The 11,921-nt window shown below is 60.8% G+C and carries 9 protein-coding genes and 1 pseudogene; all 10 read left to right on the top strand.

Features of this window, described 5'->3' with window-relative positions:
* The first annotated feature begins 47 nt into the window (after positions 1 to 47).
* The 10 genes and pseudogenes from D3H35_RS00810 to D3H35_RS00855 all read left to right on the top strand — a co-directional run bounded on the left by D3H35_RS00810 (position 48) and on the right by D3H35_RS00855 (position 11,913).
* Complete coding sequence (locus tag D3H35_RS00810) at positions 48 to 1,022, top strand: polysaccharide pyruvyl transferase family protein (protein ID WP_119147360.1); 975 nt, start codon at positions 48 to 50, stop codon at positions 1,020 to 1,022.
* On the top strand, positions 1,019 to 2,389 hold the full coding sequence (locus tag D3H35_RS00815; protein WP_119147361.1) for a sugar phosphate nucleotidyltransferase: 1,371 nt from the start codon (positions 1,019 to 1,021) through the stop codon (positions 2,387 to 2,389). Before D3H35_RS00810 ends, D3H35_RS00815 begins: the two co-directional genes overlap by 4 nt.
* 11 nt (positions 2,390 to 2,400) lie before the next feature.
* Positions 2,401 to 3,740 (top strand): annotated as a pseudogene (locus D3H35_RS00820) (UDP-glucose dehydrogenase family protein).
* A gap of 28 nt (positions 3,741 to 3,768) precedes the next feature.
* On the top strand, positions 3,769 to 6,720 hold the full coding sequence (locus tag D3H35_RS00825) for a chitobiase/beta-hexosaminidase C-terminal domain-containing protein (RefSeq protein WP_233567674.1): 2,952 nt from the start codon (positions 3,769 to 3,771) through the stop codon (positions 6,718 to 6,720).
* Positions 6,721 to 6,733: 13 nt separating this feature from the next.
* Positions 6,734 to 8,011 carry a sulfotransferase family protein gene (locus tag D3H35_RS00830; RefSeq protein WP_119147363.1) on the top strand — a complete coding sequence of 426 codons (1,278 nt, stop codon included), beginning with the start codon at positions 6,734 to 6,736 and terminating at the stop codon, positions 8,009 to 8,011.
* The gene (locus D3H35_RS00835; protein WP_119147364.1) at positions 8,008 to 9,939 is read left to right on the top strand and encodes an asparagine synthase-related protein; all 1,932 of its coding nucleotides are present in this window, start codon (positions 8,008 to 8,010) and stop codon (positions 9,937 to 9,939) included. The genes D3H35_RS00830 and D3H35_RS00835 overlap by 4 nt, the downstream gene beginning before the upstream one ends.
* Positions 9,940 to 9,984: 45 nt before the next feature.
* Complete coding sequence (locus D3H35_RS00840; protein ID WP_119147365.1) at positions 9,985 to 10,122, top strand: paeninodin family lasso peptide; 138 nt, start codon at positions 9,985 to 9,987, stop codon at positions 10,120 to 10,122.
* Between the two features lie 92 nt (positions 10,123 to 10,214).
* On the top strand, positions 10,215 to 11,168 hold the full coding sequence (locus D3H35_RS00845) for an aldolase (RefSeq protein WP_325049973.1): 954 nt from the start codon (positions 10,215 to 10,217) through the stop codon (positions 11,166 to 11,168).
* Positions 11,165 to 11,458, top strand: coding sequence for a lasso peptide biosynthesis PqqD family chaperone (locus tag D3H35_RS00850; RefSeq protein WP_119147366.1), 294 nt, complete (start codon positions 11,165 to 11,167; stop codon positions 11,456 to 11,458). Before D3H35_RS00845 ends, D3H35_RS00850 begins: the two co-directional genes overlap by 4 nt.
* A 20-nt stretch (positions 11,459 to 11,478) precedes the next feature.
* Complete coding sequence (locus D3H35_RS00855; RefSeq protein WP_233567675.1) at positions 11,479 to 11,913, top strand: lasso peptide biosynthesis B2 protein; 435 nt, start codon at positions 11,479 to 11,481, stop codon at positions 11,911 to 11,913.
* Positions 11,914 to 11,921 lie beyond the last annotated feature (8 nt).

An 11,921-nucleotide genomic window follows, 5' to 3' on the forward strand; every position in this document is an offset into this window, starting at 1 on the left:
AACGGCCGATAGGACGAGTACGATTGACGCGCGAAGGAGACGAGAGGATGCAAACCGTATCGACGGCACATCCGATGGATGAGCTGAAAAATCGGCTTCGGCTGATACTGAACGTACTGCCGCCCGGATCGGATATCTATTATATCGATTATCCGGTTCACGGCAACGGCGGCGATCTGTTGATCATGAAGGGGACCGAGGCTTTTTTCAAGGAGAACCGCATACGGGTCAGGGCGAGGTTCAGCGTCCTGGACTTTCCGGACGGTCTGGCCGTCCCGAAGGATCATATTCTCGTGCTGCACGGCGGGGGCAACTTCGGGGACTTGTACCCGGCGCACCAGAAGCTGCGGGAGAAGGTTGTAGCCGACTACCCGGGGAACCGCGTCGTCATGCTTCCGCAGACGATCTTTTACAAGGACGTTCGCGAGTTCGAGCGGACGGCGGCGATTTTGAACCGGCATCCCGACGTGCATCTGTACGTCCGCGATACGCTTTCGCTGGACATGGCGAGGGACAAGTTCGGGCGCTGCGGCGTCTATCTGTCGCCGGACATGGCGCATCAGCTGTGGCCGATCCGCGGCCGGACCGATCCGGACAAGGAGCTGCTTCGCTTTCTCCGCACCGACATCGAGAAGACGGCCGGGCAGGACCGGCTGGAAGCTTCCGGCACAGGGGATTGCCTGGATTGGTCGACGCTCTACAGCCGGACGGAGCAACGGACGATCCGCGTCTTCTCGGGCGTGCTGCGCAAAGGAAAGGGCAAGCTGCCCGTCGGCCAAATCTGGAGCAGATACACCGATCGTCTCGTGAAAAAGGCGGTCGACCGGTTCGGGCATTACCGCACCGTCCAAACGTCAAGGCTTCACGGCCATATCCTGTCCTGCCTCATGGACAAGCCGAACGTGCTGATCGACAACGCCTACGGCAAAAACGCCAGCTATTTCCGAACCTGGACTCAGGGCATTGCATCCGCAAGGCTGCTGGCCGAGCCGGCGAATAAGCAAAGTGGAGGGAAATTATGAAGATCGTTCTTCTGTCGGGCGGCTCGGGCAAACGCTTGTGGCCGCTGTCCAACGATTCCCGGTCGAAGCAATTTCTGAAAGTGCTCAAAGATCCGGCCGGACGGCAAGAGTCCATGATCCAGCGGGTATGGAGGCAGATCGGCGAGGCCGGGCTGCGGGAGCATGCGTACGTGGCAACGGGCAAAGCCCAGGTCGAGATCATCAGCGGCCAATTGGGAAACGACATTCGCTTGATCGCCGAGCCGGAGAGAAGGGACACGTTTCCCGCGATCGCCCTCGCGGCGACGTATCTATATGCGATGGAGGGCGTGAGCCTTAATGAGACGATTGTCGTCATGCCGGTCGATTCTTATGTCAGCGGCGATTTCTTCCGCCAACTGGAACGGCTGGAGGGCGCGCTTGAGACGTCCGGAGCCGATCTTGCGCTGATTGGCGTCCAGCCGACGTACCCTTCGGAGAAGTACGGGTACATTCTTCCATATCCGGAGGAAGGCTCCGACCGGCCGTTCGCCCGGGTTCGCGGCTTCCGCGAGAAGCCCGGCAAGGAGGAAGCGGAGGCGATGATCCGGGAGGCCGCGCTTTGGAATTGCGGCGTGTTTGCGTTCAAGCTGGACTTGCTCATCAACATTTTGATCGCGCAGGAACTTCCGATCCATTACGAGGAGATGCGCAAACGGTACGGCTCGCTTCCGCAGATCAGCTTCGATTATGAAGTGGTCGAGAAAGCGAATCGGATCGCGGCGGTCCGATATGACGGAGACTGGAAGGATCTCGGCACCTGGAACACGCTCACCGAGGAGATCGATACGGCATTGATCGGCAAAGGCATGATCTCGGAACGAACGAAGAACGCGCATGTCATCAACGAGCTGGAGGTGCCGATAGCCGTGCTGGGCTTGTCCGACGTCATCGTGGCGGCGAGTCCCGACGGCATCCTCGTGGCGGACAAAGCGCTTACTCCGCTGGTCAAGGAAATGCTGAAGCATTCGGAGCAGCGTCCGATGTACGAAGAGAGGCGCTGGGGCCGATACCGGGTGTTGGATTACCGCACCTATCCGGACGGACGGGAAGTGCTGACGAAGTGGATCTTCATCGCGTCCGGCCGCAATTTGAGCTATCAGTATCATAGTCTCCGCGACGAAGTATGGACGGTCGTAGCCGGCCGGGGAAGCGTCGTTCTGGACGGGCGGCAGCTTGCCGTATCGGCCGGGGACGTGCTGCTGGTCCCGAAGGAAGCGAGACATAGCGTGCGGGCGGATACCGATCTCGAAATCGTCGAGGTGCAGACGGGAACGCTGCTGATCGAAGAGGATATCGTCCGGCTTGAGCTTGAATGGGACGAAATCGTCCAACTTTGCAAGACATAGGAGGGATCCAGTTGAACATTGCGGTTATTGGCGCCGGCTACGTCGGGCTCGTATCGGGTATCTGCTATGCGGAGCTCGGGCATTCGGTCGTATGCGTCGACAAAGATCCATCCAAAATCGACGCCTTGCGAAGAGGCGGCATCCCCATCTACGAGCCGGGCTTGCAGGAGCTGTCGGTGCGGAATGCCGCAGCCGGGAGACTGCGCTATACGAGCGAGCTGCATGAGGCTGTCCGCGGCGCGGACCTTGTCGTCATCGCGGTCGGCACGCCCCGCTGCCTAGCGGCGAGGCGGATCTCTCCTACATCGACAGCGCTGCCGCCGAGATTGGGGAGGCAATGAACGGCTATACGATCGTCGCCGTGAAGAGCACCGTTCCCGTCGGTACGAACGAACGGGTGCGCGATCTGATCCGCGGCCGGACGGACGAGCCGTTCGACAGCGTATCGCTGCCGGAATTTCTGCGGGAAGGGACGGCCGTCAAGGATACGCTAGAGCCGGACCGGATCGTCATCGGCTCCGATTCCGGCGCTGCGGCGGAGAAGGTCGCGGAGCTGCATCGGCCGCTCACCGACCGGATTATGATAACGGATTTGCGCAGCGCGGAGATGCTGAAATATGCGTCCAACGCTTTTCTGGCTACGAAAATATCGTTTATCAACGAAATCGCGAACATCTGCGAGAAGGTAGGCGCCGACGTGACCCAAGTCGCAGAGGGAATGGGTTTCGACCGAAGAATCGGTCCGGCGTTTCTCCGGGCGGGCATCGGCTACGGCGGATCGTGCTTTCCGAAGGATACGCGGGCGCTCATTCAGATCGCGGGCCATGTCGAGTATGAATTCAAATTGCTCCGGTCGGTCGTGGAGGTGAACAGGGACCAGCGGTTGCGCATGCTGCGGAAGCTGGAGACGATCTTCGGCGGGGAGCTGCGGGGGAAGACGGTCGCGGTATGGGGGCTGAGCTTCAAGCCGGATACGGACGATGTCCGGGAATCGCCTGCGCTTGAAATTATTCGGCATCTGGTCGAGAGCGGCGTTCGGGTGAAAGCTTACGACCCGGTCGCTATGGCGAACTTCCGAAGCTTGTACGGGGACGGCGGCGTCGACTGGTGCGGCGGGGCGGCCGAAGCTGCTGCCGGAGCGGACGCCCTATGTCTGCTGACGGAATGGGAGGAATTCGCCCGGACCGATTTGCGGCGGCTGCAGAAGGTCATGCGAAAGCCGATTTTGATTGACGGCCGCAATGTGTTCAGCGAAGAGGATTTGGCGGGAACGGCGTTCATCTATTATTCCATCGGCCGTCCGAGCCTGAATCAGGGGGTCAGGGAGGAAATGCCGATTCTCCAGTACTGAAGGACGGGCGCGGGAGGAGCGAATCATCGTGAGAAAAAAAGCTGCCTTGCTCCTGTTTTACGGACTGCTGGCAATCGCGGCCCCGTCGCATACGCAGGGCAACAGTCCCGGCTACGAGCTTGAAGTCGACGAGCTTCTGGATTGGAAGCGGGTATATGAGCATTCCGGCACGCTAATCTTGCAGACGAACCCGGCCGATTCCCGGGATTCGTCGCGCGTCGCAAGCGTCGGCGCATCCGGCGGATACATCGTCTACCGGGCGAAGAGCTCTCTTCGTTCCTTCGCTGTTTATGCGTACGGAACGGCGGACCGAGCTTTCGAGCGGCTCCGGTTCTCGATCTCGGCCGATGGCAAGACGTACCGGAGCGTGACGCCGGATCTGCATGAAGACGGGGGAGACCGGGGAGATCCGCCTGCCGCCGTCTATGAATCGAGGGGCTTCCCCAGCGGCACGAAGTATTTGAAAATCGCGTTCACAGGCGGCGAAGCCGGCTCGGGTACGACTCCCGCGATCGGAAAGGCGGTGCTGAACGGACCCGGAACCGCGGGCGCGAGCAAGACGTCGGGTCCGGTTCTGTACGGCAGCATGATCATGCTGAACCGGGCGTCGGAGGAGAGCGACAGCGTCGTGTACTATACGACGGATGGAAGCGATCCGCGCACTTCCCCGACCCGCAAGCGATACGGCTCGCCGATTCCGATCGTCAGCTACACGACGCTGAAGACGACGGAAGCCGCTTTGTCGGGAGCGGACCAGGAAACCGGCGGCAAAGTGTCGACCTACACGTATGTTCCGTATCCGCTGACGCCCCAGCCGCCCGGCTTGTCCGATCCGCTGGACGACTTCGGGAAAACCGCCGTTCGCTCCAATCTGTACTTGGCGCAGAACGATTCCGTCTACTTCGACAACGACGGGAGCCGGGCGGCTCGCGCCACGACGTCGGGGGGCATGCTGCTGTACCGAACGGATTACGACATGACCTCCTTTGCGGCGCGCAGCTTTTATTTTACCGGGCAGCCGTTCGAGAAGCTCCGGTTTTACGCCTCGCCCGACGGCCAACGGTACGAAGAGATCGTTGCGGACGGCTATCCGTCCGGTTATCCCGAGAGCAACTGGCAGCCGTATTCGTACGAAAGCTCGTCTTTGCCGACAGGTACGCGGTTTTTGAAAATAGAGCTGCGAGGAACGGCCAAAGCTTGGACGCCGCAGCTATCGGAGTTAGCGATTAACAGGACGACGGCGTCCGTTACGCTCGCTTCGTCCAGAAGCGGTAACGTTGTTCGGGCGGAGATGTCTTCGGCGACGAGCGGGGCTCGCATCTATTACCGATTGAACAAGAACGAGGATTACGTTCCTTACACGGGTCCGATTCGGCTGCAAGGCTATAATCAGCTGGAAACATACGCGGTCAAGGACGGCCTGCTGCCGAGCCCGCTGCGCAGCTATTCGGTCAACGCCAGCAGCGACGTGCAGGTCGACCGGTTCGGGCAGATGGAGACGGCGAAGTTCGCCGGCAAAGTGACCGGCGAGGCGCAGCTTGCTGCCGACGCGAAGGCGGACGCCGATTATTACGGAAGCTTAACCCCGCCCCGGGACCGCGACAAGTATGGCGGACTCGCGGGCAGCGCGGTCAAATACGGCTGGACGGCAACCGGATTTTACGGCATACGGCAAATGGGCGGACGACCGGTGATGACGACGCCCGAAGGGAATTTGTATTTCAGTCTGGCGGTCAACGGGGTGACGGCCCAGGAGACGTATTCCTTGATCAAGGGAAGGGAGACGAAGTTCGAACACGTGCCTCCCTATGCAGGGGAATACAAGCCGGCTTATCTCGGGACGGACAATTTTTCGTTCTTTGTGGCGAACAAGTATCTCAAAACCGGCCGCTTTTCTACGGAATCCGACATCTACGCCGAAGCGATCGGGAGGCTGCAAAAATGGGGATTTAACGCCATCGGAGCCTATTCGCCCGAAAAGTACGGCGAAGAAGGACGATTCCCCTACTACCGGATGCTGCCGCTGGAAGGGATGAGCTGGGCGAGGCTGGACGGTTTGTCGATCTTCGACATTTATGCTCCGAATGCCGAAGCGAAGCTGGATCAGGCGTTCGCGCAGTCGGTCGCCCCGCACAAGGACGATCCGATGCTGGTCGGCTATTTTATTGGCAATGAGTTCGACTTTCATCGATTTTATACGGACGTTCCGAAGCTGAAGGCGAGCTCGGCGGCGATCAAGGGGAAGCTCGTCGAGACGCTGAAAGGGAAATACGTCACCGTGGAAGCGTTCAATGCCGCTTGGAAGACGAGCTTCAAATCGTTCGACGAGATGAAGGACTCGGCGCTGACGCTCAAGGCGTCTCCTGCTTGGCGCGATATGGACGCCTTCTTCGCCGCCTATCTCGACGATTTCTTCGGCACGGTTTCGCGGCTGTATCGCAAATACGATCCGAACCATCTGCTGCTCGGAGACCGGTGGATTACGACGACCTTCCACAACGAGACGGTCCGGCGCATGCTCGCCGAAGCGGAAGGCAAATACGTCGATGTGATCAGCCTCAATTATTACACGTACAAGCTGGAGCCCGACCTGCTGCAAGAGGTATTCGTCAAGTCGGGCGGCAAGCCGATCCTTATGAGCGAATTCGGCTACGGCACGTCGGAGCAAGGGCTGGAGCCGTTGCTCAAAAATTCGGCGGCGAATCAGTTCCAGCGGGGCATGCGGTATCGGAACTATGTGGAAGGAGTGGCCGTTCTGCCCTATACGGTCGGAGCCAACGTGTTCAACTACGTGGATCAGGCGGGGCTTGGACGGTACTGGCAAGGGCAATGGGGCGAGCATTACAATTCCGGTCTCGTCAATGTCGCGGACCGTCCTTACAAGGACTATTTGGCGGCGGCGAAGGCGACGAATGATGTCATCTACCAAGTGATGCTCGGCGAACGGCCGAAATTTTATTACGACTTCAGCAAAAAGTGAAGGAGGAGCCCGGATGGTCGACGCGCACGGCAACAATTTGGCGTTCCTGCTGTGTACGCCCCGAAGCGGAAGCTCCCTGGCTACGGTGATGCTGCAAAATCACAGCAAGCTGTTCGCCACCCAGGAAATGTGGTTTCTGATGAGCCTGCTCGATCTGAAGTCGGCGCCAAGGCGCGCTTACGGCGGCGGGGCGATTCTCGACCGGTTCTTCAACGGTGTACTTCCCGGGGAAGCTTTCGAGGAGGCGTGCCGATCGTTCGCGCTTCAAGTTTACAACGGACTGCTGCGCAGCGGCGGAGGCGCGGATACGATCATCGACAAGTCGCCGAGATACTACTATTTGCTGGAGTTTCTGGACGCCTTGTTTCCGCGCTCCCGGCGAATTTGGCTGATCCGCAATCCTTTTGCCGTGCTTGCCTCCTACAAGAAGCTAGGCTCGTCCCGGGGAGGATCGTCCGATTTGACGGCAATGTTGGGCAGCTCCGCATTCGACATCAAAGCCGCCGATTTGACGGTTGGGCTGCTCCGATACTGCCGTTATTTTTCTCGGCCCGACCCTTTCGCTTATCGGCTGCATTATGAGAAGCTGGTCGCCGATCCCCGGGGACAGCTGACGGGTTTATGCCGGTTTCTGGGGACGGAATACGAGGACGGGATGGAAAATTACGGCGAGCGAATGGGCTCCTCGAAGTCCGGGCTGTACTTCAGCATGGGCGTCGGCGATCCGAACGTCGCCGAGCATGCCGCGCCGCACGAGGACTCCGTCCATGCGTGGAAGGATGTTCTCACGAAGCGAGAGGCAGAGCTGTACGGGCGTATGCTGGGAGCGCGAGTGTTTGTCGAGCTCGGCTACGGCGAGCAGCTGGAAGAGGCGGAGAAGTGGGCGGGCGTCCGGTTCGGGCAGGAGCCGGATGACAGCCTGATGGCGCTGCGCGCAAGGCAGTTGGCGGAGGCGACCGGCTGCAGCTGGGAGGCGGACTACGAGATGCGCTCCGATTTCTCCGGCGGAGAGAAGAAGCTGTCGGCTGCGTCGAAGACGGGGCGCAGAGTTTCGGATGTGGACGACGACGTTCGGCAACCGCATGATTCGCATTCGCAATTGCTGCAATTGCAGATGACCGTCCGCGCGCTGGAACAGCGTCTGGAGAGCGGCATTCTGGAACAAAGGCGTCTCCGGTCCCAGTTGAATGCGATGAAGCGGAAGGCGGACTGGCTGAAATCGGCTATTCCTTTCGGCAGCCGTCTGTCGCGGCTCGCCTCGGCCTACATGGTCGGCGGAGGGAAAAAGTGAGCGCGCTGGCCGGGCTCGTCCGGTTCGACGGGCAGGATGCGGGCGCCGCGGACGGCGAAGCCATGATGGCCGCCATGCATAGGTATGTCGCAGACGATGTCCGGACGTGGAGCGGCGGGCCGGCATTTCTCGGCAGCCGCATTCGGTGGATCACGCCCGAATCCGTCGCCGAGCGGATGCCGGACGGCGATCCGGGCAGCCGGATTAGGATCGCGGCCGATGCGATTCTCGACAATCGCCGGGAATTGTTCGAACGGCTGCAGGTGCCGCCTGACCGCCGCGCCAGTATGACGGACAGCGAGCTGATTCTGCTCGCTTACCGGAGATGGGGGCGGGAGGCGCCGGCTTATCTTATCGGAGACTTCGCTTTCATGATCTGGGACGAGCATCGCCGGCTGCTGTTCGGCGCGCGGGATTTGTTCGGCAGCCGTTCCCTCTACTACCACTGCACGGAACGGCGCTTCGCCTTCGGCACAACGATGGCGCCCCTGTTTGCGCTGAGGGACACGGCGAAGCGGCTGGACGAAGCGTGGCTCGCGGAATTTATGGCGATCCCTGAGATGTTCGAATCGACCGACGCCGGGGCGACGCCGTACCGTCAAGTGCGGCAGGTGCCGCCGGGCCATACGATCGCCGTCTCGGACGGACGGATATCTCTGCGCGGCTACGGCACGCTGGAGCCGGACAGGCCGCTCCGGCTGAAGTCGGACGGCGAGTACGAGGAGGCGTTCCGGGACGTGCTCGGGGAGGCTGTGCGATGCAGACTCCGCACGTTCCGCGAAGTCGCGGCGACGCTGAGCGGCGGCCTGGACTCGGGAGCGGTCGCCGGCTTCGCCGCGCGGGCGCTGCTGCAGGAAAGGAAGACGCTGCACGCTTACAGCAGCGTCCCAACGTCCGATTTTACCGATTGGACGCCGGGGAGCGCGGCAGCCGATGAGCGGCCCTTCATTCAAGCCACGGTCCGGCATGTGGGCAACATTGCGGAGACGTACTTGGACTTCGAGGGGATCAGCCCGTTCACCGAGGTGGACGAGTGGCTGGATTTGCTCGAGACGCCTTACAAGTTCTTCGAGAATTCGTATTGGCTGAAAGGGATCCACGAGCAGGCAGGCAGACAGGGAGCGGGCATCCTGCTGACCGGAGCGAGGGGCAATTTCACGGTCTCATGGGGACCCGCCCTGGATTACTACGCGCTTCTTCTCAAACAAATGAAGTGGCTGCGGCTCTCGCGGGAGCTTCGGCTGTACGGTGCGAACAAGGGAATTGGCAGAAGACGGCTGCTGCCGGCTATCGGCAGGCTGGCCTTCCCCGCTCTTGCCCGGCATTCGCAGCAGGCAGCGGAGAACGATCTGCCGGGGATGCTCATTCATCCCGACTTTGCCGAGCGGACTGGCGTATTCGCCAGACTGCGAAGCGGCGCGGGCGGCTCTGCGGGCGCAAATCCGTTCGCGCTTCGCAAGGAAAAGCTCGGCAGCCTGGCGGCGGCGAACAAAAACGGTGCTACGGCAACGAAGCTGTCGCTTCGGTACGGCGTATGGGAGCGCGATCCGACCTGCGATCTGCGGGTCGTCCGATTCTGCCTTGCGGTGCCGGTCGAGCAGTACGTGCAGGGCGGGATGGACCGTGCGCTGATCCGCAGGGCGACGGGGTCGGTGCTGCCCGACGAAGTCAGGCTCAATCAGCGCGTGCGGGGCATTCAGGGAGCGGACTGGCTGCATCGCGTTGCTCCCTCCTGGCCTAGTCTGACCGAGGAAGTGGAGCGGCTTTGCGCCGATTCGGCTGTCTCCGGCTACTTGCATGTTGACCGAATTCGGGCCGCTGCCGCCGGGATCGGGAAGGAGCCGCGCCCGGAGCTCGCTTTTCATCCGGAGATGAGGCTGCTCATGCGCAGCTTGATCCTCTACCGGTTCATCAAGCGGTTCGCGTAAAAATTCGGGCCGCATTCGGCCTTGGCATGAAGGGAGGTGATTCAGATGGAAAACTGCGCAAAAAAAGAATGGCAAGTTCCGGCGCTCGAGACGCTGAACGTCAGCGAAACGATGTACGGGAAAGGCATGACGAATATCGACTTCGTCACGACGGAAGATATGGACATTTACAGCCCGAGCTGAATGGAGCGTTACGGTGTTACCCGCGTCCTTATACAGTCCGCATCGGACTGTATAAGGGCTTCTTTTATATAGGCGAGAAAGGAGCAAAAAAGATGAATGACTTGGAAATCGCCGTACGTCCCACGGTTCACCGGGCGTTCGGTCTGCGTATCTCCAGCCGGATTCCGCTTCCCGAACTGCCGCTTTCCGGCGACGGGACGGAGCGGGAGACTGCGGATATTGTAGTCGAGACGGCCGATCCGGTCCGCTTGCGGGAGGAGCTGGAAGCCTGCGGCAGCAACTTCGCGTTCGCGCGCCAAGGCAGCCGGTTCCTGTTTCTCATTCCGGGAACTGCCGTTTACAGCATTGAGGAGGGGAGAAGAATTGCCGTTGCACCGCTGCCCGGCGCGGATCGGGAGAAGGTTCGCGTCTATTTGCTCGGTACTTGTCTGGGCGCGCTGCTCATGATTCGAGGGATGCTTCCCTTGCACGGCAGCGCGGTCGTGATCGACGGCAAAGCTTATGCCTTCCTCGGCGAATCGGGCGCCGGCAAGTCCACGCTGGCTGCGGCATTTGTCCGCATGGGGCATCGGCTTGCCAGCGACGATGTAGTGGCCGTCGGCTTGGCTGACGGCAAGCCCGTCGTCCTGCCTTCCTATCCGCAGCAGAAGCTGTGGCGCGAAAGCCTCGAAGGACTTGGCATGGAAACCGGGCCGTACCGTCCGATTTTCCGGGAGACCGGGAAGTTCGCCGTGCCTGTGGCTTCCCGATTCAGCTCCGAACCCGTGCCGCTGGCGGGCGCGTTCGAGCTGTCGAAGTCGGACCGGGGGACGATCGGCGTCAGGCAGCTGAACAATCTGGATCGGCTGCGCGTCATGCTGCAGCATACGTACCGCAATACGCTCATTCCGCGGCTCGGACTGGAGGACTGGCATTTCCGGACGGCCGCCGGCATCGCAGCTCAGATCGAGGTTTGCCGGCTGCAGCGGCCATCGGAAGGATTTACGGCAGGGCAGCTAGCGGAGGCTATCATTCATTTTGCCAGGGGAGGGGAACGGGGAGCATGAACATAATCGGGAACGATCACGCACAAACGGTTGTACAGGCGGAAGGCAGCATCGTTAGCGACATGAACGGGGAGATGATCATGTTCAGCACGCGCACCGGCAAGTATTACAATCTCGGCAGCGTAGGGGGCCGGATCTGGGAGCTGATCGCCGCCCCGGTCGCGGTCGGCCGGCTGGTCGACGAGCTGACGGCGGAGTTCGAGGTCGAACGGGGCGAGTGCGCAAGGCAGGTCGGCGAGTTTTTGCGCTGCATGCACCTGGAATCGCTGATCGAGGTTCGTTCGTCCTGATGCGCAGGCTGAGAACATTTATGGCTTGGCCGGCGGAGAAGAAGCGGCTCATGCTGGAGGCGTTATTCTTTCTGGCGTGGGCGCGAATCTTGAAGTCGCTGCCGTTCCCGCGGCTCGCGCCTTCGCTCGGCAGACCGATGACGGAAACGCCGTCCGTCCACGACCTGTCGAATGAACGTTTGATCCGTCGTATATCGGAGGCGGTTCGGGTCATGAGCCGCCATACGTTCTGGGAAAGCCAATGTCTGGTCCAGGCGCTTGCGGCCAAAAAAATGCTGGAGCGCCGCAGCATGGACAGCACGCTGTATTTGGGAACGGCGAAGGACAGGCAAGGGAACCTTATTGCGCATGCCTGGCTTCGCAGCGGCCCGATCTATTTGACCGGTGCCGGGGAACGGCATTTGTTCACGACCGTGGCGTCGTTCGGAACGGACAAATCGAACAGAAAAGATTGAAGGTGCCG

Source organism: Cohnella faecalis, from assembly GCF_003570905.1.
Classification (GTDB): Bacteria; Bacillota; Bacilli; order Paenibacillales; family Paenibacillaceae; genus Cohnella; species Cohnella faecalis.